Source organism: Acidovorax sp. 62 (genome assembly GCF_002754495.1).
Classification (GTDB): Bacteria; Pseudomonadota; Gammaproteobacteria; order Burkholderiales; family Burkholderiaceae_C; genus Acidovorax.
The window spans coordinates 2,087,964-2,111,671 of sequence record NZ_PEFJ01000001.1 but is presented as its reverse complement, the minus strand read 5'-3'; the positions used below and the strand labels follow the sequence as shown (position 1 = coordinate 2,111,671).

General features: G+C 61.3%; 20 protein-coding genes, 1 other RNA gene and 1 pseudogene. 10 read left to right on the top strand and 12 right to left on the bottom strand.

Going from position 1 to position 23,708, the window contains the following annotated elements; all coding sequences use genetic code 11:
* Nucleotides 1–22 precede the first annotated feature (22 nt).
* From CLU86_RS09425 to gyrA, 5 genes are all read right to left on the bottom strand, one after another.
* Nucleotides 23–2,053, bottom strand: coding sequence for a bifunctional 3-phosphoshikimate 1-carboxyvinyltransferase/cytidylate kinase (locus CLU86_RS09425; protein ID WP_099741439.1), 2,031 nt, complete (start codon nucleotides 2,051–2,053; stop codon nucleotides 23–25).
* Nucleotides 2,054–2,938 (bottom strand): prephenate dehydrogenase/arogenate dehydrogenase family protein, encoded by an 885-nt coding sequence (locus CLU86_RS09420; protein ID WP_099655821.1) that lies wholly within the window; start codon nucleotides 2,936–2,938, stop codon nucleotides 2,054–2,056.
* 12 nt (nucleotides 2,939–2,950) lie between these two features.
* A complete protein-coding gene (pheA, locus tag CLU86_RS09415) occupies nucleotides 2,951–4,048 on the bottom strand; it encodes a prephenate dehydratase (RefSeq protein WP_099741438.1) in 1,098 nt (365 codons plus the stop codon).
* Between the two features lie 23 nt (nucleotides 4,049–4,071).
* Nucleotides 4,072–5,181 carry a 3-phosphoserine/phosphohydroxythreonine transaminase gene (gene serC, locus CLU86_RS09410; RefSeq protein WP_099741437.1) on the bottom strand — a complete coding sequence of 370 codons (1,110 nt, stop codon included), beginning with the start codon at nucleotides 5,179–5,181 and terminating at the stop codon, nucleotides 4,072–4,074.
* 110 nt (nucleotides 5,182–5,291) lie between these two features.
* On the bottom strand, nucleotides 5,292–7,958 hold the full coding sequence (gyrA, locus tag CLU86_RS09405; RefSeq protein ID WP_099741436.1) for a DNA gyrase subunit A: 2,667 nt from the start codon (nucleotides 7,956–7,958) through the stop codon (nucleotides 5,292–5,294).
* Between the two features lie 223 nt (nucleotides 7,959–8,181).
* On the opposite strand from gyrA, the gene ompA reads away from it, so the two are divergent.
* The 4 genes from ompA to ssrA all read left to right on the top strand — a co-directional run bounded on the left by ompA (nucleotide 8,182) and on the right by ssrA (nucleotide 10,778).
* Nucleotides 8,182–8,826: an outer membrane protein OmpA gene (ompA, locus tag CLU86_RS09400; RefSeq protein ID WP_099655817.1), complete on the top strand. Its 645-nt coding sequence runs from the start codon at nucleotides 8,182–8,184 to the stop codon at nucleotides 8,824–8,826.
* A gap of 167 nt (nucleotides 8,827–8,993) precedes the next feature.
* A complete protein-coding gene (gene ubiG, locus CLU86_RS09395) occupies nucleotides 8,994–9,704 on the top strand; it encodes a bifunctional 2-polyprenyl-6-hydroxyphenol methylase/3-demethylubiquinol 3-O-methyltransferase UbiG (protein WP_099741435.1) in 711 nt (236 codons plus the stop codon).
* Nucleotides 9,705–9,713: 9 nt separating this feature from the next.
* Entirely contained in the window at nucleotides 9,714–10,379 is a 666-nt protein-coding gene (locus tag CLU86_RS09390) for an HAD-IA family hydrolase (RefSeq protein WP_099741434.1), read from the top strand.
* Nucleotides 10,380–10,391: 12 nt separating this feature from the next.
* Nucleotides 10,392–10,778: a transfer-messenger RNA gene (gene ssrA / locus CLU86_RS09385) on the top strand.
* Nucleotides 10,779–11,056: 278 nt separating this feature from the next.
* On the opposite strand, the gene CLU86_RS09380 is transcribed toward ssrA, so the two are convergent.
* The 6 genes and pseudogenes from CLU86_RS09380 to CLU86_RS09360 form a co-directional block, all read right to left on the bottom strand.
* Nucleotides 11,057–11,560 (bottom strand): nuclear transport factor 2 family protein, encoded by a 504-nt coding sequence (locus tag CLU86_RS09380; RefSeq protein WP_099741433.1) that lies wholly within the window; start codon nucleotides 11,558–11,560, stop codon nucleotides 11,057–11,059.
* Nucleotides 11,561–11,958: 398 nt separating this feature from the next.
* Nucleotides 11,959–12,666 (bottom strand): SEL1-like repeat protein, encoded by a 708-nt coding sequence (locus CLU86_RS09375; protein WP_233194910.1) that lies wholly within the window; start codon nucleotides 12,664–12,666, stop codon nucleotides 11,959–11,961.
* A 63-nt stretch (nucleotides 12,667–12,729) separates the two neighbouring features.
* Nucleotides 12,730–13,116, bottom strand: a pseudogene (locus CLU86_RS23295) (hypothetical protein); the annotation flags it as partial.
* An 18-nt stretch (nucleotides 13,117–13,134) separates the two neighbouring features.
* Nucleotides 13,135–14,889 (bottom strand): DUF4384 domain-containing protein, encoded by a 1,755-nt coding sequence (locus tag CLU86_RS09370; protein WP_099741431.1) that lies wholly within the window; start codon nucleotides 14,887–14,889, stop codon nucleotides 13,135–13,137.
* A 44-nt stretch (nucleotides 14,890–14,933) separates the two neighbouring features.
* Nucleotides 14,934–15,362, bottom strand: a complete 429-nt coding sequence (locus tag CLU86_RS09365; RefSeq protein ID WP_099655812.1) for a hypothetical protein — start codon at nucleotides 15,360–15,362, stop codon at nucleotides 14,934–14,936.
* Between the two features lie 151 nt (nucleotides 15,363–15,513).
* Entirely contained in the window at nucleotides 15,514–15,987 is a 474-nt protein-coding gene (locus CLU86_RS09360; RefSeq protein WP_143226693.1) for a hypothetical protein, read from the bottom strand.
* Between the two features lie 610 nt (nucleotides 15,988–16,597).
* On the opposite strand from CLU86_RS09360, the gene CLU86_RS09355 reads away from it, so the two are divergent.
* Together CLU86_RS09355 and CLU86_RS23290 are read left to right on the top strand one after the other, a co-directional pair.
* Nucleotides 16,598–17,338: a response regulator transcription factor gene (locus CLU86_RS09355; protein ID WP_099743472.1), complete on the top strand. Its 741-nt coding sequence runs from the start codon at nucleotides 16,598–16,600 to the stop codon at nucleotides 17,336–17,338.
* A gap of 37 nt (nucleotides 17,339–17,375) precedes the next feature.
* On the top strand, nucleotides 17,376–18,215 hold the full coding sequence (locus CLU86_RS23290; protein WP_099741429.1) for a sensor histidine kinase: 840 nt from the start codon (nucleotides 17,376–17,378) through the stop codon (nucleotides 18,213–18,215).
* Between the two features lie 172 nt (nucleotides 18,216–18,387).
* Here CLU86_RS23290 and CLU86_RS09345 read toward each other — a convergent pair whose 3' ends face one another.
* Entirely contained in the window at nucleotides 18,388–18,936 is a 549-nt protein-coding gene (locus CLU86_RS09345) for a phasin family protein (protein ID WP_099741428.1), read from the bottom strand.
* Between the two features lie 203 nt (nucleotides 18,937–19,139).
* Here CLU86_RS09345 and CLU86_RS09340 point away from each other — a divergent pair, with 203 nt between their 5' ends.
* The 4 genes from CLU86_RS09340 to CLU86_RS09325 all read left to right on the top strand — a co-directional run bounded on the left by CLU86_RS09340 (nucleotide 19,140) and on the right by CLU86_RS09325 (nucleotide 23,706).
* Nucleotides 19,140–20,099, top strand: coding sequence for a histone deacetylase (locus CLU86_RS09340; protein ID WP_099741427.1), 960 nt, complete (start codon nucleotides 19,140–19,142; stop codon nucleotides 20,097–20,099).
* Entirely contained in the window at nucleotides 20,096–20,593 is a 498-nt protein-coding gene (locus CLU86_RS09335; protein ID WP_099655806.1) for a thioesterase family protein, read from the top strand. The genes CLU86_RS09340 and CLU86_RS09335 overlap by 4 nt, the downstream gene beginning before the upstream one ends.
* A gap of 384 nt (nucleotides 20,594–20,977) precedes the next feature.
* Entirely contained in the window at nucleotides 20,978–22,216 is a 1,239-nt protein-coding gene (gene pncB, locus CLU86_RS09330; RefSeq protein WP_099741426.1) for a nicotinate phosphoribosyltransferase, read from the top strand.
* Between the two features lie 71 nt (nucleotides 22,217–22,287).
* Entirely contained in the window at nucleotides 22,288–23,706 is a 1,419-nt protein-coding gene (locus CLU86_RS09325) for a sodium:proton antiporter (protein WP_199175107.1), read from the top strand.
* Nucleotides 23,707–23,708: the final 2 nt, after the last annotated feature.

Below are 23,708 nucleotides of genomic sequence, written 5' to 3'. Positions count from 1 at the left end.
AACGCCTTGCGGCTTTGCCGAATCAACCCTGTGCAGAGGCTGCAAAAGGTTGACGCTCTAGCCACCAGGCAAGTACCTGTTCGACGGCTTGTTCAATCGTCAAAGAGGAGTTGTCCAGCACCAGAGCATCCTGTGCGGGCTTGAGAGGCGCCACGCTGCGGGAGCTGTCCCGGGCGTCGCGCGCTTCCAAATCTGCACGGAGGTCGTCGATATTAGCCTGAAAACCCTTTGAAATCAACTGTTTATGGCGGCGCTCTGCGCGGCAGGCCGCGCTGGCCGTCAAAAACACCTTCAAAGGGGCGCCTGGGAAGATCACGGTGCCCATGTCGCGCCCATCGGCCACCAGGCCGGGCAGGCGCTGAAAACTGTGCTGCAGGTCAACCAAGGCTGCGCGCACCGCAGGCAAGGCGGACACGCGGGATGCGTTCATGCCCGCTTCTTCGGTGCGAATGGCTTCGGTGACATCTTCGGTGCCCAGCAGCACATGGCCGTTGTCAAAGCGCACTGGCAGGGTTTGGGCCAGTTGGGCAATCTGCGCTTCATGCACAGCATCAATGTGCAGGCCCGCTTTCAACGCGGCATAGGCCGTGATGCGGTACATGGCGCCGGAGTCGAGGAAGCCGTAGCCCAGGCGGCGGGCCAGTTCGGCGGCCACGGTGCCTTTGCCAGAGGCCGTGGGGCCGTCGATGCAAATGACCGGGATGCGCGCCGTGGGCAGCGCGGTGGTGCCCAGGAAGGCCTCGAAATACTCCGGGAAGGTCTTGGCCACGCACTTGGGGTCTTCAATGCGCACTGGCAACTTGGCTGGATTGAAGGCGGCCAGCGAGAAGCACATGGCTACGCGGTGGTCGTCGTAGGTGTGGATGTTGGCGGCCTTCCAGTCTTGCACGCGGGCGGGCGGGGTGACCTGAATGTAGTCCGCCCCTTCCTCTACCGTGGCGCCGAGCTTGCGCAGCTCTTTGGCCATGGCGGCGATGCGGTCGGTTTCCTTCACGCGCCAGCTGGCAATGTTGCGCAGGGTGGTGGTGCCTTCGGCATAGAGGGCCATCACGGCCAGTGTCATGGCCGCGTCGGGGATGTGGTTGCAGTCCAGGTCAATGGCTTTGAGGGGCCAGGTGCCGCGCTGCACTTGCAGCCAGTTGGGGCCGCCGGTGACCTGTGCACCCATGGCCTGGGCCGCTTCCACAAAGCGGATGTCGCCCTGGATGGAGTGCAGGCCCACGCCCATGATCTTGATGCTGTTTCCGGCTTCAGCGCTGGATGCAATAGCGCCAAGTGCTATGAAATAGCTAGCGGAAGATGCGTCCGCCTCGACGTGGATGCTGCCGGGCGATTGGTATTGGCTACCCGCTGGAATGGTGAAACGCTGCCAGTTGTCGTGGCTGACGTGGATGCCAAACTGCGCCAGCAACTGCAGGGTGATGGCGATGTAGGGCTTGGAGATCAGCTCCCCCACAACCTCGATGTGCACCGCCTGGGTGGTGGCCACCAGGGGCAGTGCCATGAGCAGCGCCGTGAGGAACTGGCTGGAGACATCGCCGCGCACCTGGATGGGGTGGTGCAGCGCCAGGGCTGGCACCCCTTGGGCGTGGGCGATGCGCAGCGGAGGGTAGCCCGGGTTGCCGAGGTAATCGATCTGGCAGCCGAGCTGGCGCAAGGCGTCCACCAGGTCGCCAATGGGGCGCTCGTGCATGCGGGGCACGCCCGAGAGTTCAAACTCGCCGCCCAGCAGGGCCAAGGCTGCGGTGAGCGGGCGCATGGCCGTGCCTGCATTGCCCATGAACAGGGCTGTGGGCGAAACTGGCTTGCGGCCGCCCAAGCCCGTGATGTGCACGGTGCTTCCTGCTTCCACCACCTCGCAGCCAATCTTGCGCAGGCCGTCGAGCATCACGCGTGTGTCGTCTGACGCCAGCAGGTCATGCACGGTGGTGGTGCCCAGGCTCAAGGCCGCCAGCAGCAGCACCCGGTTGGAGATGCTTTTGGAGCCCGGCAAGAGAACTTCACCCCCAGCAGCGTCGAGAGCGGGGAGGTCCAGGAAGGCGGTAGTGAACATTTAGCGTGGTTTGGAGGTGCGTTGGGCGCCCATGCGCCAGTGGGCGCGGGTTTCGCTGGCAAGGGTCAGCATGTCTTCCAGGGCCTGCGAGTTGCCGTTGGCAATGGCTTGCTCAAGCTGCGCCAGGGCTTGTTGAAAGACCTTGGATTGCGCCAGCAACTCTTCACGATTGGCCAGCATGATGTCGCGCCACATCTTGGGCTCGCCAGCGGCGATGCGGGTGAAGTCGCGGAACCCAGGGCCTGCCAGTGACAAAAACTCGTCGCCTTCGGGCTGCCCGGTCAGGCTGTTCATCATGGCAAACGCCAGTAGATGGGGCAGATGGCTGACGGCGGCGAAGGCGGTGTCATGCGATTCGGGCGACATGCTGCTCACGCGGCAGCCAATGGCTTGCCATACCTCTTGCGCTTGCAGCAGTTGCGCTGTGAGGGTGCGCTCCGTGGGGGTCAAAATGACCTGGCGGCCGTAGTACAGCTCTGCATCTGCATGCTCTACGCCGGCCACTTCGCGCCCGGTGATGGGGTGCGCGGGCACGAAAGAGCCCACCTGGTCACGCAGCGCACGGCGCGCGGCCTGCACCACATCGGCCTTGGTGGAGCCCACATCCATCACCAGCATTTGGGGGGTGACCAAGTGCTTGATGGCCTTGAGGGTGGCTTCGGTGGCAGACACGGGAACCGCCACCAAAACAATGTCTGCCCCGGCCACTGCCAGCAAGGCCGAGGGCGCTTCGACATCGATAACGCCCATCTGGCGTGCGCGATCGGTGGTGGAGGGGGACTTGCTGTAGCCCACGACCCTTTTGACCAGACCCGCCTTTTTCAGCGCCAGCGCAAAGGACCCGCCCATGAGGCCACAGCCAATCAGTCCAAGTTGTTCAAACATCGCGAGCGCCCTTCACGAGGCCACGGGGTAGGTCCCCAGCACTTTGTAGAACGCGCAGAGGCCTCGCAGCTCTTCCAGCGCCCGTGCCACATGGGGCTGGGCTGGGTGGCCGTCCAGGTCAATGTAGAAATAGTATTCCCACTGGCCTGTGCGTGCGGGGCGGGACTCGAAGCGGGTCATGGACACGCCGTGCTTTTTGAGCGGCACCAACAGGTCATGCACTGCACCGGGCTGGTTGGGCACCGAGACGATCAGGCTGGTGCAGTCCTTGCTCGAGGGCGGTGGCGTCTGCAGGGTGTGGGGCAGGCAGATGATGGCGAAACGCGTGCGGTTGTACGCATCGTCCTGGATGGCGTGGGCCACGATGTGCAGGCCAAACTGTGTGGCCGCCCGCTCGCTTGACAGGGCTGCCCATGCGGGGTTGGTCGTCGCCAGGCGCGCGCCTTCGGCGTTGCTGGACACCGGGCGGCGCTCGGCGTGCGGCAGGTGCTTGGTCAGCCACGACTGGCATTGCGCCAGCGCCTGGGGGTGGGCCAGCACCACTTCAATGTCGTCCAGCGAATTGCTGGTGCGCAGCAGGTTGTGCCGCACCAGCAGGCTCACTTCGCCCACCACATGCGTGGGGGTGTGCAGGAACAGGTCGAGCGAACGGGTGACCACGCCTTCGGTGGAATTTTCTACCCCCACCACGCCATATTGCGCGCTGCCAGCGGCCGTGGCGTGGAAGACTTCGTCGAAGTTGGCGCAGTACATCAAGTCGGCGGCACCGCCGAAAAACTCGATGGCCGCTTGCTCGCAGAACGTGCCTTCAGGGCCGAGCACGGCCACCCGCTGGGGCGATTCGAGCGCCAGGCAGGCCGACATGATTTCGCGCCAGATGGCGGCCACATGCGCGCCTTTGAGGGGGCCGGGGTTGGCGGTCTGGATCTTGTCAATGACCTGCGCTACGCGGTCTGGCCGGAAAAAGGGCGTGCCTTCGCGCTTTTTGACTTCGCCCACCCGCTCGGCCACCAGCGCACGCTGGTTCAGCAGCGTGAGCAGTTGCTGGTCGATGTTGTCGATCTGAACGCGCAGACTGGCGAGATCGGGGGATGCTTGCGGAGTATTCATGGGTGGGCGTCGGTGGCGTGCACTCAGGCGTGCTTTTGTTCAAATTCTCGCAGGTAGGTCACCAGCGCCTGTACGCCCTCGATGGGCATGGCGTTGTAGATGCTGGCACGCATGCCGCCCACGGACTTGTGGCCCTTGAGTTGCAGCAGACCGCGCTCACGGGCGCCGGTCAGGAAGGCCTCGTTGCGGCTTTCGTCACGAAGGAAGAAGGGGATGTTCATGCGCGAGCGGCAGTTGGCTGCCACCTTGTTCACGTAGAACTGGGAGTTGTCGATGGCGCTGTACAACAACTCGGCTTTGGCGGTGTTGCGTTGCTCCATGGCAGCAATGCCGCTCAGTCCACCTTCTGTCTGGCGCTTGAGCCATTGGAAGGTCAGGCCAGCCATGTAGATGCCCCAGGTTGGCGGGGTGTTGTACATCGACTGGTTTTCGGCCACCACTTTGTAGTCGAATGCGCTAGGGCAAATGGGCAGTGCGTGGCCCAGCAGGTCTTCGCGCACCACCACCAGCGTCAGGCCTGCAGGCCCCAGGTTCTTTTGCGCGCCGCCAAAGGCCACGCCCACGCGTGACCAGTCCACGCTGCGCGAAGCGACATGGGAGGAGAAATCAATCACCAAAGGTGCATCGCTGCCCAGGGCTTGCAAATCGGGCAGCTCTTGAAATTCGACGCCATGGATGGTTTCGTTGCTGCACAAGTGCACGTAGCTGGCGCCCTTGCTGAGCTGCCATGTGGCTGGGGCGGGCAGGGTGGTGAAGTTGGACTCTTGCCCTGATGCCACCACACGCGATTCGGCGGCGTATTTGAGCGCCTCTTTTTGCGACTTTTGGCTCCAGCTGCCAGTCACCACAAAGTCCACCGTGCCAGCGCGCGACAGGTTCATGGGAACGATGGCGTTCTCTGCCAAGCCGCCGCCTTGCATGAACAGGATCTTGAATTGGGCGGGCACTGCCAGCAGCTCGCGCAGGTCTGCTTCGGCTTGCTCGTAAATCGAGATGAATTCTTTGCCCCGGTGGCTCATCTCCATCACGCCCATGCCACTACCGTGCCAGTCGAGCATTTCGCTGGCGGCTTGTTCAAGGACTTCGGCGGGAATCGCGGCCGGGCCGGCGGAGAAGTTGTATGGGCGGTTCATCTGATAGTGATAAAAAGAGCTTCCAGCGCTTGCTGAGTAAGCGGTAGAAGCTCTGATTTTGATAGCAATTGCAGCTTGGGCCTTGTGGCGTGGCTGCGGCCTTGTGGTGTTTAAGCCTCTGGTGCTTCACCGCCCTCGGGGGTGGAGTTGCCTTCGGCGTTATCGCCACCTTCGGCCGCAGGGTCCGCCACATTGGCGTCGTTTTCCACAATGCGTTGCAGCCCGCTGAGCTTGGAGCCTTCGTCCAGGGCAATCAGCGTCACGCCCTGCGTGGCACGGCCCAGTTCGCGAATCTCGGAGACCCGGGTGCGCACCAGAACGCCCTTGTCGGTGATCAGCATGATCTCGTCGTCAGCGTGCACCAGCGTGGCGGCAACCACCTTGCCGTTGCGCTCGCTTTGCTGGATGGCGATCATCCCCTTAGTGCCTCGGCCGTGGCGTGTGTACTCGACGATGCTGGTGCGCTTGCCGTAGCCGTTTTCGGTGGCGGTGAGTACGCTTTGGGTCTCGTCTTCGGCCACCAGCATGGCGATCACGCTCTGGCTTTCCTCCAGCATCATGCCGCGCACGCCGCGCGCTGCACGGCCCAGTGGGCGCACATCGTTTTCATCAAAGCGCACCGCCTTGCCGCCATCGCTGAACAGCATCACGTCGTGCTTTCCATCAGTCAGTGCCGCGCCGATCAGGTAGTCGCCATCGTCCAGGTTGACGGCGATGATGCCGCCCTTGCGGGGATTGCTGAACTCGTCCAGCGCGGTCTTCTTGACGGTGCCCATGCTGGTAGCCATGAACACATAACGATCGGCCGGGAAGGTGCGCATGTCGCCGGTGAGGGCTAGCACCACGTTGATCTTCTCGCCTTCCTGCAGCGGGAACATGTTGACGATGGGGCGGCCACGTGAACCGCGCGAACCTGCAGGCACCTCCCACACCTTGAGCCAGTACAGGCGGCCACGGTTGGAGAAGCACAGGATGTAGTCGTGCGTGTTGGCAATGAAGAGCTGGTCGATCCAGTCGTCTTCCTTGGTCGCCGTGGCCTGCTTTCCACGCCCGCCGCGCTTTTGGGCGCGGTATTCGGATAGTGGCTGGCTCTTGATGTAGCCGGTGTGGCTGAGCGTCACCACCATGTCGGTTGGGGTGATCAGGTCTTCGGTCGAGAGGTCTTGGGCGCTGTATTCGACCACCGAGCGGCGTGCGCCCAGCTTGTGCTGGCCAAACTCTGTCTTGATGGATGTGAGTTCGTCGCCAATGATGGTGGATACCCGCTCTGGCTTGGCCAGGATGTCCAGCAGGTCTTCAATGACCGCCATGACTTCCTTGTACTCGGCCACGATCTTGTCTTGCTCCAGGCCTGTCAGGCGCTGCAGGCGCATCTGCAGGATTTCCTGGGCCTGGGTTTCAGACAAACGGTAAAGGCCATCCTGGCCCATGCCGAATTCCTTTTCCAGGCCTTCGGGGCGGTAGTCGTCGGCATTGATCACGCCGCCATCGGCGCGGGTGCGCGTCAGCATTTCGCGCACGAGCTTGCTGTCCCATGAGCGGGTCATCAGCTCGGCTTTGGCCACCGGTGGGGTGGGGGCGTTGCGGATGATGGCGATGAAATCATCGATGTTGGCCAGTGCAACGGCCAAGCCTTCGAGCACGTGCCCGCGATCGCGGGCTTTGCGCAGCTCGAACACCGTGCGGCGTGTCACCACTTCGCGGCGGTGTTGCAGGAAGACGCTGATCAGGTCCTTGAGATTGCACAGGCGCGGCTGACCATCGATCAGCGCCACCATGTTCATGCCAAACGTGTCTTGCAACTGCGTTTGCTTGTACAGGTTGTTCAGCACCACTTCGGGCACTTCGCCACGCTTGAGCTCGATCACCAGGCGCATGCCGGACTTGTCCGACTCGTCCTGGATGTGGCTGATGCCTTCGATCTTCTTCTCATGCACCAGTTCGGCCATGCGCTCCTGCAGCGTCTTCTTGTTGACCTGGTAGGGCAGCTCGTCCACGATGATGGCCTGGCGCTGACCTCGGTCGATGTCCTCGAAGTGGCAGCGGGCGCGCATGACGACCTTGCCACGGCCCGTGCGGTAGCCGTCTTTGACGCCATTGATGCCGTAGATGATCCCGGCCGTTGGGAAGTCAGGGGCCGGAATGATCTCCATCAGTTCATCGATGGTGGTCTCGGGGTTGCGCAGCATGTGCAAGCACGCATCCACCACCTCATTGAGGTTGTGCGGCGGGATGTTGGTTGCCATACCCACCGCAATACCTGCCGAGCCGTTGACCAGCAGGTTGGGGAGCTTGCTGGGCAGGACCAGCGGCTCTTTTTCACTGCCGTCATAGTTGGGGCCGAAATCGACAGTTTCTTTGTCGATATCGCCCAACATTTCGTGGGCGATTTTTGCCAAACGGATTTCGGTGTAACGCATCGCCGCAGCGTTGTCGCCGTCTACCGATCCGAAGTTACCTTGTCCGTCCACCAGCATGTGGCGCAGCGAAAAATCCTGCGCCATGCGAACGATCGTGTCATACACCGCCGAGTCGCCGTGGGGGTGGTACTTACCGATCACATCGCCCACAATACGGGCCGACTTTTTGTAGGGTCGATTCCAGTCGTTGTTGAGTTCGTGCATGGCAAACAGCACGCGGCGATGGACCGGCTTGAGGCCGTCACGAGCGTCAGGCAAGGCCCGGCCCACGATCACGCTCATTGCGTAATCTAGGTAACTGCGCCGCATTTCTTCTTCAAGACTGATCGGCAGGGTTTCTTTGGCAAACTGGGTCATTTGGACGGCGGTGGCAGCAAAGGAGAGCCATTTTAGGCTGAGATGCTTGTAGCGCCTATGCAACATATGCGGGCTATTGCGGTTTTGTCCTACGGTGCCTTATGCGCTAGAGCCGCTTTTAGCCTGTTACGTATGGCACAATCGTTTTAACGTTTTTGGTGGTGGTCACCCTAAACGTCCTGATTCGCAGCGAGGCTGCGGCTTTTTCCCCAAGAGGAGAACCATGAAGAAACTGAACAAAGTGGCGATGTTGTTTGCCTCTGCAGCGCTCGCAACCGCCGCTGGCGCACAATCCGTGGACAACTGGAAGAACGGTTCCGGCGACCTGGTCTGGAAGAACGGCACCAATGAATACTGCTGGCGCGATGCCAACTGGACGCCTGCTACTGCAGCCGCCGGTTGCGACGGCGCTATCGCCGCAGCTGCTCCAGCTGCTGCTGCCCCAGCTTCTGCCGCTCCAGCTGCTCCAGCTGCCGCCGCTCCAGCTGCTGCAGCTCCAGTCGTGGCCGCCCAAAAGGTGACCTACGCTGCTGACGCTTTCTTCGACTTCGACAAGTCGGTTCTGAAGGCTGAAGGCAAGGCAAAGCTCGACGACCTGGTCTCCAAGGTCAAGGACATCAACCTGGAAGTCATCATCGCCGTGGGTCACACTGACTCCGTGGGCTCCGATGCTTACAACCAAAAGCTGTCTGTGCGTCGTTCCGAAGCCGTGAAGGCTTACTTGGTGTCCAAGGGCATCGAAAAGAACCGCGTCTACACTGAAGGCAAGGGCGAAAAGCAACCTGTGGCCGACAACAAGACTGCCGAAGGCCGCGCAAAGAACCGCCGCGTGGAAATCGAAGTGGTTGGCACCCGTGCTACCAAGTAATCTTCGATTACTCTAAAAAAAGCCCCGTCAGGGGCTTTTTTTATGCCTGAGCGATTTGCATCATTGTGGCGAATCTCGGGCTTTTTCAATTTTGATGGCGAGGTAATGACTGGCCCATGGCAATCGCCAAAAACCATTTAGGTTATGGAATAGAGGAAAATGGCGAAATGATCGAATCAATCAACGCAGACCCTGCTGAGCTGGCGAAATTCTCTGATTTAGCGCACCGTTGGTGGGATCCAGAAAGCGAGTTCCGTCCGCTACACCAAATCAACCCGCTTCGTTTGGACTGGATCAACTCCCACGCAGGTTTGGACCGGTGCAGGGTTTTGGATGTTGGTTGTGGAGGAGGGATTTTGGCCGACTCCATGGCCCGCAAAGGGGCCGATGTGACAGGGATCGACCTGGCCACCAAATCGTTGCGTGCAGCCCAACTGCATGCATTGGAAACTGGCACCCCCCACATTCAATACCGAGAAATCAGCGTAGAGGCTCTGGCTGAAGAACAACCCTCCAGTTTTGATGTGGTGACCTGCATGGAAATGCTGGAGCATGTGCCGGATCCTCACTCTGTGGTGCAAGCCTGCGCCCAACTGGTGAAGCCCGGTGGGTGGGTTTTTTTCTCCACCTTGCACCGCAGCGCCAAGGCTTTCATGCTGGCCATTGTGGGTGCGGAGTACCTGCTGAATATGTTGCCCCGAGGTACGCACGAGTACGCCAAGATGATCAGGCCCAGCGAACTGGCATCCAGTTGCAGAGCGGCAGGCCTGGATGTGCTTCACACCAAGGGGCTTGAATACAACCCGGTCACGCGCCGGTACTGGCTCAGCTCGAACACCAGTGTCAATTACATGCTGGCAACCCAAAAGTTTTCTTGATTGCCCCGTATGTTCAACAACATTGAGGCTGTGCTGTTTGACCTGGATGGCACCTTGATTGACAGTGCCCCAGACCTCGGTGCGGCTGCCGACCAGATGCGCACAGACCGTGGCCTCTCCTCCTATTCTCTCGACCTGTACCGCCCAATGGCTGGCGCTGGCGCGCGTGGCATGTTGGCGCAAGCGTTTGGGATGACTCCCGAACACCCCGACTTTCCGGCGATGCGGGAGGAGTTCTTCGTGAACTATGAACTTCGCATGACGGTGTCCACGTCCATCTTTGATGGAGTTGCAGAGATGCTGGAAGCCTTGCAGTTGCGCCAGCTGCGCTGGGGCATCGTGACAAACAAATCGATGCGCTTTACAGACCCTTTGACGCGCTCCATGCCTTTGCTGGCGGCCGCTGAGGTCGTTATCAGTGGTGACACCACACCCCATGCCAAGCCCCATCCCGCTCCTTTGCTGGAGGCCGCTAGGCGTTTAGGGGTGGACCCTGGTCGCTGCATCTATGTGGGCGATGACGAGAGGGATATCGTTGCCGGACATGCCGCTGGTATGGCGACGGTGGCTGCAACCTATGGCTATCTTGGTGCGCAAACCGACATCACGCGTTGGAATGCCCACGCCTCAATTAATTCTCCGCTGGAGCTCTTGCAACGGATCGCAGTGGCCTAAAATAGAAAGCCTGGGGCTGTCCTGGTTTCGACGTGGGTTCGGAATCGGTGTGGTGCATGTCGAGCTTGAGTCACGCTCGTAAATCTCGATTTAAAAAACTAACTGCAAACGACGAACGTTTCGCACTCGCTGCTTAATTGCCAGTGAGCCTTGCAACAGTTGGCCGATGGGCTGGGCAAGGGGGTTCTGAGCAATCAGGGCCTCCCGGCTGCAAGGATAATTACATGGGCTGGCCCTGATCCGGGTACCTTGGATTGGGGTAAGAAAATAGGGTGCTGGCTGCTGTTATAGCGTGCGACTGCGCGATGACCGTGGCGAGATTCAAAACAGACCGCTAAACATGTAGATCTGCTCGATGAAGGCTTGCGGACGCGGGTTCAATTCCCGCCAGCTCCACCACCATAACGTCCAAGGGCGTTCGCCGAAATTCGGCGAACGCCCTTTTTCTTTGGTAAATCAACGACTGATGGCCTATGGCATGTATACAGGCTCCCATCCAGCCTGGAGAAATTGGGGGTACAGCCGGGGGTACAACCATCCCAATTTGGTGTGATCGGTGTTTTGTACCCCCAGGTTAATGCATTTTGAGTGCTCTGAAAATCTCAGGAGGCACACGCGCTAGTTTGGTTGCTGTCGTTGCAGGCGCGGATTCGCGCGCATCAGCGCACTCCTGCGACTCAGCGGCGGAGCGCAGGGTCCCAGTGTTCCACAATCTTCCCATTCGCTATCCGGAACATGTCAAACCACGTAGTAACGTAGCGTTTGGTCGGGTCCTTGGGGTCGGTGTACTCGCGGCCAAAGCTCAGGATGACCAAATCACGTTCTGCAACGATGGAGACCAGCGGGGCTTGGATGTGTGGGGCGATGGTTTGGGGCTTTTTGATTTTGGAGAAGAAATCAACAAAGGCTGCGCGGCCGCTTTGCACATTGGGGTTGTGCTGCACGTATTCGTCTGACAGGTACTTGTCGGCAAGCTCCATGTGCCCACCCTCAAACACTTCCCGCCAGAAATCAAACACCAGCCGCTTGTTGGCGGCCAAGGCAGCGTCGTTGCTGCCCAGCCGAGAGGATTGCTGATCAGGTGCGATGAACGACATTTCAGCATGCGACGCGATGGATGCGGTGCCGAGCAAAGCGGCCACCAGTGCCGCCTTGGCCAAAGATCTGTGCAGGTTTTTCATAGATGACAACGGTACTTGGTTGTGTTTTCAGGGATTGCGCAGTTTGTTGTCTGCGAAGCGTTGGAGTGATTGACGCCGTATGGAAGCCATTTCGCGAGGGGTGCAACGGCGGCGATTCAGAAAACAAAGCCATGCGCTGCATCAACAGCAATGCCTGATTCCCGTCTTCGCCGGAGTGGCTAATTTCTACCCACCGCCAGTGCCGCCAGAACAGCGATGCTACCTGCGAGGTAGAGCCTACAGAGTCGAGGGATGGCCGCGTAGATTTCGATGGCAGCCAGCGCACACTGGTAGCCGATTCTCCATTTGAGCCCCAGGGCCACCGGTGTGGTCTTTGATTCAGTCGTCACAAGGGTTTGGCGTCGTCGCCGACGCGATCATTGTCCCCCGTCAATTCATCAGGGCGTGGATGTGGTTCTCGTGGCAAGCCACTGCGCTGGGATCAGTCCATACAGGGGGCTTGGATCTCTTTGCCATGAGTGGGGAGACAGCGGGGTCGTGGCATTTTGCGTGGAACCGTTGGAGTCGGGATTCAGCGCCGCAAGCTGCTGCATCCATGCCAAGTCCACCGTCCCAGTGGGCGTGGGGCGCGAGAAGATCAACTCCAGCATTCTGCGAGCCTTCTCATCGCCGCTGCTGGCTGCAATTTGGTACAGGCGCACTGCCTCTGCGTAGTTGGCTGGCACACCGTCGCCACGGTGGTAGCGTTGCGCTTCGGTATACCAAGCCTGTGCGTTGTTGCGGATGGGTTGGTGGGGCTGCTTGGATGGGCCTGGCTGAATGCGCTTGCGAAGCAGATGGGCGTTGGCTGCTGCGGCGGCAGACCTGGTGGCTGCGGACTGGAATTGCGCGAGTGCTTTTTCGAGTTGGCCGGTCGCCAGGTATTCCAGCCCTAGTTCATTCGTCGCCTGGGCATTGCCTGCATTGGCCGCGGCCAGCAAAAGTGGGTGTGGGGCTTGGGCTGGCTCTGACGTGGGCGATGGTATGGGAGCGATCGCCTGGCTGACCAGCCATTCGAGATATTTGGCCAGACCTGGCGTGCCTTTGGTCAACTGCTGGATCCAGGGGATGGCTGCTGCAGGATTCGGGGGGCTCAGGCACCCCATGATTTGACACCATGCCAAACCTGCGGGTGCCAGAGGGTGTCGCAGTGCTTGGGCTTGTTCAAACCAATGTTGTGCTTGGGCTGTGTCTGTGGGCGTGCCCACACCATGCAGGCTTAGCAGACCCAGCAGCCAAGCGGCTTCGGCTGGGCTCGTGGTTGGTTTGGGGGACGAGTTTGTGGATGGGCGCTTTGATGCAGCGGGCGCAGGCGCGCCGCCCAGCGCTGCTGCGCGCAGCGCCTGCACTGCTTGTTCAGTGCGGAGGGGTCTATTTGTTGCCGCAGATGGTGAAGGCGCATGGAGCGCTTCAGGATCCACGCCTTGGTCCGCGGATTCGGACAAGCCCCTGGCTGCAGCCAGGGCCACAACGGGGTAGCACAAACCCAGTCCAAGTGCCGCTATCCACAGCAGCTTCGTGGGTGAGGCCAATGACAGGCGATGTGGCTTGGACATGGAGCTGCCGCAATGGTCTTATTTGCGGGGAGCTGGTGCTGCAGAGGTGGCGGTAGGGGTTCGCCGGGGCACCACATTCCAGTACACCGCGTTGCCTGTGTAGCCGGTGCTGCCCCATGCCTTGGCAAAGGCTTCGTTGATCTTCTCCAACGTGCGGATACCCTGGATGGCCTTAAGGGCCGGGCCACGCAAATCGTCGGGCAGCTTGGCGGTGCTGTCTTCGTCTGTGGCAAAGCAGGCAACTCCCTCGCGGCCCGGGCTGGCGGCGTCCATCACAAACCCCGGGTTGGGGCTCATCCAGTCCGGGATGCGGACAGCCTGGTTGGCAGACACCCAGCCCACCGTATTGGCCTGGTTGGGCAACAAGCGCATGACGGTGCCGGTGGCATCGGCCAGATAACACTGCAGAAAAGATGCGCGTGACACCGTGGCAGACAAGAATATCTGTTCGCCGACTTCAAAGGCTGTGCGGTCCAGCAGCACGTTCTCAATTTGCATGTTCAAGGTGCGCTCGGCGGCGGGCGCTCCATACATCAGCGCACTGGTCGCCACGGGCTTTGTGGGCTGGTCTGTGGCCTCTGGCTTGGGCTGCACCGGCTCGGCATGGGTAGAACTCCAACCGATGCGCGCCAATGTGCCGTCCGCAGCCAAGTCCACAAAGTGGCGCAAAGCCCGTTCGTAGGTCGGGAAGTCCACCACGCCGGTCACCACCATCCCGTTGTCGGCCTGAAAGCGCGCCAATGCGGCCCGAAGCTGGGGGTTGGGTTCTGACAGCGAACTGCTGCTGGGAGGGCTGGCTGGGCTAGCACCTGCCGCGAGGTACCCCCGGCTGATCAATGAGCGCGTGACCAGCTGGATGCGCACCGATGCCGAGCCCTCGTCATACCAGTCGCGCAACTGTCGCTGAAAGTCGGGGTGGTTTTGCTCCAAAGTGAGGCATTGCCAATAGGGCACGCGTGCCCATTTGCCGACCAGCTCAATCGTGGCCAAATCGACCAGCGTCCGCATGGCGCTGCCAGCGCCTTGGGTGTAGTCGCGCCCGACATTGAATTGCACCCCATAGGTGCCAATGCGGCCCGCCAAGTCCACGCCCTGGCCGCCGCTGCCCACAATGACCTCGTTGGCCGAATCCAGTCCGGGTATCAATGTGCGGGTGCGGAAGTCGCCCAGGTGCATTTCCAGCCCGATGATGGTGGCGTTGCGGCTTTGGCTGTAGCCGAGATCGATGCGGGGGCCAGACAGCCCCGTGTCAAAGCGGTTGTTGATGACGTTTTGGTCCGCAAACGATACGGCGCCAGAGATATACAACGCAGGCCTTTGCAGCTGGATCTGGTTGTTGTTCAGCAAGATGGTGGTCAGGTTCTGCACCGTGTCTTGCCGTGCAATGTCCACCTCGTAGTCCACAAACCGGAAGGCATTGCTCAAGCGCGACATTTGCGACAGTGCCGTGATCACCATGTCTTTGCTGGCCACTGCCACGCGGCCAGAGTAATCCGGAATCTGTTTGCTGGTGATGAGTGTGGTGGGCTGCTGGGCGTCGCGCAGCATGTGGTCCATGCACACCAGCGAATCAGAGAAGCTGGAGATCGAGCGGGTGGGGCGGGTGGCGGGGCGATCGGTGATGGAGGCGCGCTCCTGAAAGGGCTGATCCTTCCTGGGGTCCATGGGGATGGTGCAGCCACTCAGCCACAGGCTGCCAAAGATAGCCACCAAGATGCCCCAACGCAAAGGGCGGTGCAAGGGCCCGGCCGGGGCCAGGTGGGGGGATGGCATGTGTGTGCTCCTACCTCGGGTGCCGCGCCCAATGGGCTGCCTGGCTACTTGCAGATGTTGACCAGATCGCCGCGCAGCACCACCACTTGCGGGGCGGCCGTGGTGCCGTACCTGGCGGTGTTGGCTGTACCGCTGGAAACCGTATTGCTACCCACCTCCTGCACGCAGGTTTTTTGCATGCCCTGTGCATTGGCCGTTGTGACCACATCGTTGTTGGTCAGCACACCAGAGGTGTCTTCCGAAAACGCCTTGGCCTCATAGCGTGCGATGCGGGCGCGCAGCCATGCGGGCATGCTGGTGTTGCCATCCAGGTTGGAGGAGGGTGTTGCAGCGCCGGTGGGCTGCATTTGCACGGTGAGCTTTTTGGTCAGGATGACCGGGTCTTCGCCAGGCGCCTGTGCCCAGGCGACACCGCAGAGATTGAGACAAAGACTCCAGGCTGCGAGCCTGGGCCAGGTGTAACGAGTGCCCATGGAACACCTCCAGATTTGAATGAAGGAGCAGCCTTCAAGGGTGTGCGATCCGAGTCATCGGCCTGCGGAAACACTACGGGCTACCCCGCACTGTTTCCGCAGGCCTTCAGGTGGTGATGGCCGCCGTCAGGCAGCACAGTGGCCAGGGGCCTTAGTTAGGCCAGTTGCTGGTCTTGGTGGGCTGGCAGGTGAAGCAGGCGTTGTTGGTGGCGATGTTTTGCACCGCTTTGCTGTTGCTGCCGCTGGACAGGTTGGCGATGGTGGCGCCAGTCAGAGCGGTGAACTGGAGCGAGTTGCCCGAAATGGTCACTTCGCCAACGTTGGAGGACAGGTTCTGGCTGGCGTAAGCGTCGCTGCCGCTGGCGGTGTTGGTCACACTGCCGCCAACCCCCAGCACCCCCTGGATGGAGTTGCCGCCCACAGTGACATTGCCTGTGTTGGAGGCCAGGTTTTGGAACGCCTCGCTCTTGGAGCCTGTGGAGTTATTGCTGGCAGAAACATTGGCCAGCGAAGCGAATTGCACCGAAGTGCCAGTGATCGAAATATCGGGACTGGAAGACACGGGGCCTGTGGCCATGGCAGAGGAGGCAATGGCGCTCAAAGCAATGAAAGCAAGGGTTTTCATGACAGATCCTTCGATGATGGGTGTCGACACTGTCTGCATCGCAGCGAATCTGCGGTGCAGTGGAATGGACAGCTCGGTCTGGCGCTCACTTCCTTTGAGGAGTGATGGCGCTTCCTCGCTGCCTGGAGTCAGTGTCTGCGGCCCCCTCGCTGATACAAATACGGTGGACTGGCTACCCCATACGGTGGAGCGCGCTCTCACGCAAAACGCTTGGAAGCCTAGTGCGTCGCGGGGATGAATCAGCCCCTTGGCCTGATGGCCAGTGAAAACCTAGGTAGTAACTGTTTGTGAAATTTGCAATCATTTAGCAATTCCAAACAACGTGAGGAAATTTTGTTGCATTGTGTTCGCTACCGAACGGAGTGGAGAGCACGCTGCGGTCACGATGCAGTCAGCTCAAAACCTGTGCGCAAACGTAAGGGATGCGCAGTGACCGCACGAAGCACCAGCGGTGTGGTTGCCGACTGCCTTCATCTAAGCCGGCTGCACGGTGGCTTTGCCTCTCACTGCAGCATCCAGGGTTCTGCGCGGCTTTCAATGCAATTCAAGTTCCCTAGGAGTGTTTATCGTGAGCAATCATGGGCAAGTCGAATCTTCAGCTGCGCCAAGCGTGCATCCCTCTGTGCCTTCAGGCCAGTTTTCCACCTACTCCAATCCACCATCGGTGTGGCCCGCTTTCCTGGTCGGTCAAGAGTCCAGCCCCATCAGGGTGCTGCTCGTGGATGACGATGCGCACATTCGGATGGTGATTGCGCAGGAGTTGATGTCAGATCCGCGCACTTTGCTGGTAGGCCAGGCCGCCAGCGTCAGGGAGGGGCGCAAGGCCATCAAGCAGCATGAGTTTGATGTGCTGCTGGTAGACCTGAACTTGGGCGATGGCGAGGCCTTTGAGCTGCTGGAGTTTTTCAGGTCTTTTCGCCCCTCGGCACAGGCGGTCGTCATTTCCGTGATGGAAAACGACGAGCAGGTGATGCGAGCCTTTGAGTTGGGGGCTGCGGGCTTTGTGGGCAAGAATTCCTGGTTTGGCAACTATGCGCAATCGGTGCTGCAGGTGGCCAATGGTGGCGCGTCTATCACCCCCAACCTAGCGCGGCGCCTGCTACAGCGGTTTGACCGCACTAACGCAGCAGAATCTAAGCGGCGCCAGCCCGATGATGCTGATCGCCTTTCAGCCCGTGAGAAAGAGATTTTGCGCCTGGTCGCCAGTGGGTACACCAGCGTGGAAGTCGGGTCGCGCCTGTTCATCAGCAGCATGACGGTCAACACCCATCTGCGGAACATATACCGCAAGCTACAGGTCAGGACCCGTGCACAAGCCGTGCGATTCGCCTCCTTGAGGGGATTGTTCTAGCCAGGGTTGCCATCACCGAAGGCTTGCTGCCCGCGCTATGTTTCGCACCCGTCCTGCCTGGTTTGCGATCACCTGCATTTCCTTTTGGTTGCTGCAGTTGGTGTTGACGGTGCTGGCGTTTGGCTGGCTTGGGGGTGTCGGTGGTGGTGTGCAACTTTGGCTGCGAGGTGTGACGCTGCTCGTCTGCTTGGCGTTGGGGGGGCTGCTGCTCATTCAGTTGCCCAGGGCCTTACAGTGGCGACCCCGCCTGAGTCCACGACCGAGCCCGGAACTGCATGCCGAACGGCGGCGCATTGCCCGTGACCTGCACGACAGCCTGGGCTCTCAGCTCGTGTGTGCCATGGCGCTTCTTGACTCCAAACCTTCCAGCGACAGCGAGGTGCTCAATGTTCTGGAGCGCTGCATGCTCGATCTGCGCTTGATCGTGGACTCCATGGGCGGGGAGGGCGAGTCGGTGACCGAGCGTCTGGCACGGCTGCGCCACCGCATGCAGCCCGTGCTGGAGCGCCGCGACATCCAGATGACCTGGGACGTGCAAGTCTTTGATGGAGCCATGCAGTTGCATGGGCACTGTGCTACCCACTTGGTGGCAATTGTCCAGGAGGCATTGAGCAATGTGCTGCAGCATGCCAGGGCTACCGAAGTGGCTGTCAGCGTGCACTACCTTGCTGCGTCGGGCTCTTGGTACGCCGAGGTCAGCGATAACGGCATTGGCATGGATACACAACATGACGGCGCCCAGGTGCACGCCGGATCAGGCATTGCAGGCATGCGCAGGCGGGCGGAACTGGCTGGGGGGCAGTTCAGCTTTCTGCCGCGCCAGGGTGGGGGCACCTGTGTGTGGGTGATCGTGCCAGGCGGCGCTGCGGATAGCTAGTCCGCAAAGCCAGGGCAACGACGAGGTATCTATCAGGTGAGGCCAATAGGCAAAAAAAAGCCCGGCAGGTGCCGGGCTTGAAATGGATCCCTGAAACCCAGGTTTCGAGAGGATCCAAGGAGACAACTGGAGTCAGGAACAGCGTTCCTTGCAACCGGTGTGTGCGCAGCGCTTAGCGCTTGCGTGGGGCGGCCGTCTTGGCAGCGGTGGCGGCAGTGTTGGCCACGGCGTTGAAGTTGGCTTCGGCCACGTCGCTGGCTTGCTTCACGGCCTTTTGCACCGATTCAAAAGCATTGTTGGCGGCAGACACAGCGCTCTTCATCACGGCCACTGCGGTTTCAGAGCCAGCAGGGGCGTTCTTTGCAGCGCTGTCCACCAAGTTGGTGAAGGCCTTCTGTGCGTCGGTGGCTTGGCTTTCAAAAGCCTTGCCAAATTCAGCGCCGGTGCCCGAGGCGATGTCGTACAGGTGGCGGCTGTAGGCAGCGGTCTTTTCAGCCAGGGGCTGGAACAGGCCAGCTTGCAGGGCCAGCAGCTCTTGCGCGTCCTTCACGCCCAGCACGGCTTGGGTGTGGGTTGCGGCTTCCGACAGGGCAGCGCGCGAGGCCGTCACGTTCAGCTCGACCAGCTTTTCCACGCCTTCAAAGGCTTTGGTGGTCAGGCCAAACAGGGTTTCGATGTTGGCTTTGTGGGAGGCCAGGATTTGTTCTGCGGTCAACGTCATGTCATATCTCCTAAAAAAGGGGGCCGAAGGTGGCCGGGTACTTACAGACATCTGCTCTGACGTTGTGATTCGGATGAATCATGTTGCAGTGCAGCATGGGTTGAATTTTAGGCCGCTGCTCGGCTATTGCAAGTGTTTTTTGTTGCAGTGCAGCAAATTAGAGGCAAGGCTCCAGGAATGGGGTGGCTTGCCACAATGGCGTCATGCACGCTTATTACGCCGACCAGTTCGTTTTGCCTTTGCCCGAGGGGCACCGCTTTCCCATGGCCAAGTACCGCATGCTGCGCGACCGCATTGCGCAGGAGCTGCCCGGCGTGGCCTTGCATGTGGCCCCCACTGCGACGGATGCCGAGCTGGTGCTGGCCCACGCACCCGCCTACGTGCAGGCGGTGGCCACGGGCACGCTCACGCCCGCCGAGCAGCGGGAGATTGGCTTTCCCTGGAGCGAGGCCATGGCCGAGCGGGCGCGTCGCTCCGTGGGAGCCACGCTGGGGGCTTGCCGCGCAGCGCTGCGCGACGGGATTGCAGGCAACCTGGCAGGTGGCACGCACCACGCCTATGCCGACAAGGGCAGTGGCTTTTGTGTTTTCAACGATGTGGCCGTTGCCGCACGCCTGATGCAAAGCCAGCACCCGATGGCCCAAGACGCAGCCCCGGAGGCTGGCCTTGAACCCCTCAAGTCCCTGCAGGTGGCCGTGATTGATCTGGACGTGCACCAGGGCAACGGCACGGCCCACATCTTTCAAGGCGATGCCAGCGTGTTCACGCTGTCGCTGCACGGCGAGCGCAACTTTCCGTTCCGCAAAGAGGCCAGTGACCTGGATGTGCCGCTGCCCGATGGTTGCGGCGACGCGGATTATTTGCAGGCACTGGACCAAGCGCTGGAGGTGCTGGCGCAGCGCTTTCGCCCCGACCTGGTGTTGTACCTGGCAGGGGCTGATCCGCACGAGGGCGACCGGCTGGGCCGCCTGGCGCTGAGCTACGACGGGCTGCAGGCCCGCGACCACGCCGTGTTCGACTGGGCCTGGCAGCGCCGCGTGCCGCTGGCTTTCTCCATGGCCGGGGGTTATGGGCGCGACATTGCCAGCACCGTGCAGGCCCAGCTCAACACCTGGCAGGTGGCACTGCAGTACCACGCCCGCTGGCAAAATGCGGCTGCATGAGCACGCCCACCTCCGCACCCACCGCAGCCGCTGCACCCACCGTGCAGACACCCGCCCGCCCCGCGCCGCAGCCCCGCAGTGCGTACCAGGCGTTTCGCTCCATCAGCACCCGCTGGGCCGACAACGATGTGTATGGCCACGTGAACAACGTCGTTTACTACAGCTGGTTTGACACTGCGGTGAACGCGCACCTGATCGAGCAGGGCGTGCTCGACATCCACGCGGGCACCACCATCGGGCTGGTCATCGAGACCCAGTGCAACTACTTTGCGCCGCTGGCCTTTCCGCAGACGGTGGAGGCGGGCATCCGGGTGGCGCGTCTGGGCGGCTCCAGCGTGCGCTACGAGGTGGGGTTGTTCGCCCAGGGCGAGCCCCTGACCGCCGCCGCAGGCCACTTTGTGCATGTCTACGTCGACCGCGAAACCCGCCGCCCCGTGCCTGTGCCAGCCCCGCTGCGCGCCGTGCTGGAAAAGCTGGTGCCCCATCGCGATTGAAGTGCGATCTCCGTGCAATGTGCGTGCGATTGGTTTGCTATTAAAAATATAGCTGCTCGCGCTTTGTTGGTAGGCGATAGAGGCTGATTTTTCTTCAATCCCGGCGCGGGGGCGGCCCCCGTAGGCCGTGGCCCTGCTGCAGCGCTGGGCACCCTGCAAGGGCTACACTTTGGCGCCTTGCTCCTGAGAGCGCTCAAACCATCCCCTGGCACCTTGGTTCCGCCGTGTCGCACTGCCTGCATCGCCTGCGGCAGGGCCCCCGGCCCGGGCCGCTTTGTGGGGTGTCGGCAGCCCTTGGCGCGCACGGCGTGTTGTGAAACCAGATCCCTGACCCTATGGCCTCCCCGAGCCTTCCCGGTCTTTTGCGAGGGCGTCGCCCAGTCCATGATCATCACCAGCTTGCTCGACACCGACCTGTACAAGTTCACCATGATGCAGGTGGTGCTGCACCAGTTTCCCAGTGCCCAGGTCGAATACCGCTTCAAGTGCCGCAACCCCGGCGTGCAACTGGCGCCCTTTGCCAACGAGATCCGTGACGAGATTCGTTCGCTGTGCGGCCTGCAGTTTCAGGATGCCGAGCTGGCCTACCTGCGGTCGATGCGCTTCATCAAGAGCGATTTTGTGGATTTTCTCGGGCTGTTCCGCCTGAACGAGAAGTACATCACCATCACGCCCCTGCCCACGGGCGAGATCGAGATCACCATCCGAGGCCCCTGGCTGCACACCATCTTGTTTGAGATCCCGGTGCTGGCCATCGTCAACGAGGTGTACTTTCGCAACACGCAAAAGGTGCCCGACTTCCCCGAAGGCCGCCGCCGCCTGGACGCCAAGATCGCAGCGCTGCAGGCCGATGGGCTGGGCGACCTCAAGATTGCCGACTACGGCACGCGCCGGCGCTTTAGCCGCGCCTGGCACGAAGAAGTGCTGCGCGTGCTGGTGGCCCGCCTAGGCACGGGCGACCGCCGCCCCGGCGCACCCACGGGGCCGGGCCAGTTTGCAGGCACCAGCAACGTGCTGTTTGCCATGAAGCTGGGCCTGACCCCACTGGGCACCATGGCACACGAATACCTGCAGGCCTGCCAGGCCCTGGGCCCGCGCCTGCGCGACAGCCAGGTGTTTGGCTTTGAAATGTGGGCCAAGGAATACCGGGGCGACCTGGGCATTGCGCTGTCGGATGTGTACGGCATGAGCGCCTTCCTGCGCGACTTCGACCTGTACTTTTGCAAGCTGTTTGACGGTGCGCGGCACGACAGCGGCGACCCCTTTGCCTGGGGCGAGCGCCTGCTCGAGCATTACCGCAAGAACCGCGTCGACCCATTGACCAAGACGCTGATCTTCAGCGACGGCCTCACCATTCCGCGCACCATCGAGCTGTACCAGCAGTTCCGGGGGCGCTGCCAGCTGGCCTTTGGCATTGGCACCAACCTCACCAACGACCTGGGCGACGCGCCCGCGCACGAGCCGCTGCAGGTCGTCATCAAGATGACCCGCTGCAACGGCCAGCCCGTGGCCAAACTGTCGGACACGCCCGGCAAGGGCATGTGCGATGACGAGGCCTACCTGGCCTACCTGCGGCAGGTGTTTGAGATCCCTGCACCGCAGCCAGCGCAGTCAGCGCTGTGAATGCATTGACTGAGCCAACCACCGCACCCGTCTATTTTTCAAAAAGAACCGCAATGATGGAGACAAGAACAATGACCCTTTCTCGCCGAGCGGCCCCGTGGATGGCGGCGGCTGCAGCCCTGTTGCCCAGCCTGAGCCAGGCGGCTGAACTGGACGGCAGTGCGCTGTCCGCGCTGTGGGGTGTGCCGTTTGCGGGCCTGCTGCTGTCGATTGCGCTCATGCCCCTGCTGGCGCCCATCTTCTGGCACCACCACTTTGGCAAGGTGGCGGCGGGCTGGGCGCTGGCGTTCTTGCTGCCGTTTGCGGTGGCCTTTGGCCCGGGTGCAGCGGGCGCGAGTTTTGTGCACGCGCTGGTGGCCGAATACATTCCCTTCGTCATCCTGCTCACCGCGCTGTTTACCGTGGCGGGGGGCATCTACATCCGGGGCAACCTGCACGGCAGCCCGGCGCTCAACACCGCCATCCTGGCCATTGGTGCGGTGCTGGCCAGCGTCATGGGCACCACGGGCGCGTCCATGCTCATGATCCGCCCGCTGATCCGCGCCAACGACAACCGCAAGCACACGGCGCATGTGGTGGTGTTCTTCATCTTCATCGTCTCCAACGCCGGGGGCTCGCTCACCCCGCTGGGCGACCCGCCGCTGTTCCTGGGCTTCTTGAAGGGCGTGGACTTTTTCTGGACCGTGGGCCATATCTTTCCGGAGACCCTGTTCCTGGTCGGCGCGCTGCTGGCCCTCTTTTTTGCGATGGACTCCTGGTACTACCACCGCCGCGAAGAAGTGCTCAAGACCGATCCGACCCCTGACACCCAGGCCATCGGCTTTGACGGCAAGGCCAACTTTGCCCTGCTGGGCGTGGTGGTGGCGCTGGTGCTGATGAGCGGGCTGTGGAAGTCCCCCATATCGTTCGCCCTGGCCGGGGCCGACGTGGGCCTGCCTGGCCTCGTGCGCGATGTGGGGCTGATCTTGGTCACTCTGGCATCTTTGTATGTCACCCCCAAGCAGGTGCACGAGGACAACCAGTTCAGCTGGGGGCCCATGCAAGAGGTGGCCAAGCTGTTCGCAGGCATCTTCCTCACCATCATCCCCGTCATCGCCATGCTCAAGGCCGGTGTCAACGGCCCGTTTGGCGCTGTGGTGGCCGCCGTCACCCGGCCTGATGGCACGCCCGACCCGGCCATGTACTTCTGGGCCTCCGGCGCGCTCAGCTCCTTCCTCGACAACGCGCCGACCTATCTGGTTTTCTTTAACACCGCCGGTGGCGACCCTGCCGTGCTGATGACCACCCTGGCCCCCACGCTGGCAGCCATCTCGGCGGGCTCGGTCTTCATGGGGGCCAACAGCTACATCGGCAACGCCCCCAACATGATGGTCAAGGCCATTGCCGAAGACCGTGGCGTGAAGATGCCCAGCTTCTTTGGCTACATGCTGTGGTCGGGCGGCATCCTGGTGCCGCTCTTTATCGTCATGACTTTCATCTGGTTTAGGTAACC

Excerpts from the sequence above, each read along its gene's own strand:
- CLU86_RS09425 (WP_099741439.1), bottom strand. The coding sequence starts at position 2,053 with ATGTTCACTACCGCCTTCCTGGACCTCCCCGCTCTCGACGCTGCTGGG.
- CLU86_RS09420 (WP_099655821.1), bottom strand. The coding sequence starts at position 2,938 with ATGTTTGAACAACTTGGACTGATTGGCTGTGGCCTCATGGGCGGGTCC.
- pheA (WP_099741438.1), bottom strand. The coding sequence starts at position 4,048 with ATGAATACTCCGCAAGCATCCCCCGATCTCGCCAGTCTGCGCGTTCAG.
- serC (WP_099741437.1), bottom strand. The coding sequence starts at position 5,181 with ATGAACCGCCCATACAACTTCTCCGCCGGCCCGGCCGCGATTCCCGCC.
- gyrA (WP_099741436.1), bottom strand. The coding sequence starts at position 7,958 with ATGACCCAGTTTGCCAAAGAAACCCTGCCGATCAGTCTTGAAGAAGAA.
- ompA (WP_099655817.1), top strand. The coding sequence starts at position 8,182 with ATGAAGAAACTGAACAAAGTGGCGATGTTGTTTGCCTCTGCAGCGCTC.
- ubiG (WP_099741435.1), top strand. The coding sequence starts at position 8,994 with ATGATCGAATCAATCAACGCAGACCCTGCTGAGCTGGCGAAATTCTCT.
- CLU86_RS09390 (WP_099741434.1), top strand. The coding sequence starts at position 9,714 with ATGTTCAACAACATTGAGGCTGTGCTGTTTGACCTGGATGGCACCTTG.
- CLU86_RS09380 (WP_099741433.1), bottom strand. The coding sequence starts at position 11,560 with ATGAAAAACCTGCACAGATCTTTGGCCAAGGCGGCACTGGTGGCCGCT.
- CLU86_RS09375 (WP_233194910.1), bottom strand. The coding sequence starts at position 12,666 with ATGGGGTGCCTGAGCCCCCCGAATCCTGCAGCAGCCATCCCCTGGATC.
- CLU86_RS09370 (WP_099741431.1), bottom strand. The coding sequence starts at position 14,889 with ATGCCATCCCCCCACCTGGCCCCGGCCGGGCCCTTGCACCGCCCTTTG.
- CLU86_RS09365 (WP_099655812.1), bottom strand. The coding sequence starts at position 15,362 with ATGGGCACTCGTTACACCTGGCCCAGGCTCGCAGCCTGGAGTCTTTGT.
- CLU86_RS09360 (WP_143226693.1), bottom strand. The coding sequence starts at position 15,987 with ATGAAAACCCTTGCTTTCATTGCTTTGAGCGCCATTGCCTCCTCTGCC.
- CLU86_RS23290 (WP_099741429.1), top strand. The coding sequence starts at position 17,376 with ATGTTTCGCACCCGTCCTGCCTGGTTTGCGATCACCTGCATTTCCTTT.
- CLU86_RS09345 (WP_099741428.1), bottom strand. The coding sequence starts at position 18,936 with ATGACGTTGACCGCAGAACAAATCCTGGCCTCCCACAAAGCCAACATC.
- CLU86_RS09340 (WP_099741427.1), top strand. The coding sequence starts at position 19,140 with ATGCACGCTTATTACGCCGACCAGTTCGTTTTGCCTTTGCCCGAGGGG.
- CLU86_RS09335 (WP_099655806.1), top strand. The coding sequence starts at position 20,096 with ATGAGCACGCCCACCTCCGCACCCACCGCAGCCGCTGCACCCACCGTG.
- pncB (WP_099741426.1), top strand. The coding sequence starts at position 20,978 with ATGATCATCACCAGCTTGCTCGACACCGACCTGTACAAGTTCACCATG.
- CLU86_RS09325 (WP_199175107.1), top strand. The coding sequence starts at position 22,288 with ATGACCCTTTCTCGCCGAGCGGCCCCGTGGATGGCGGCGGCTGCAGCC.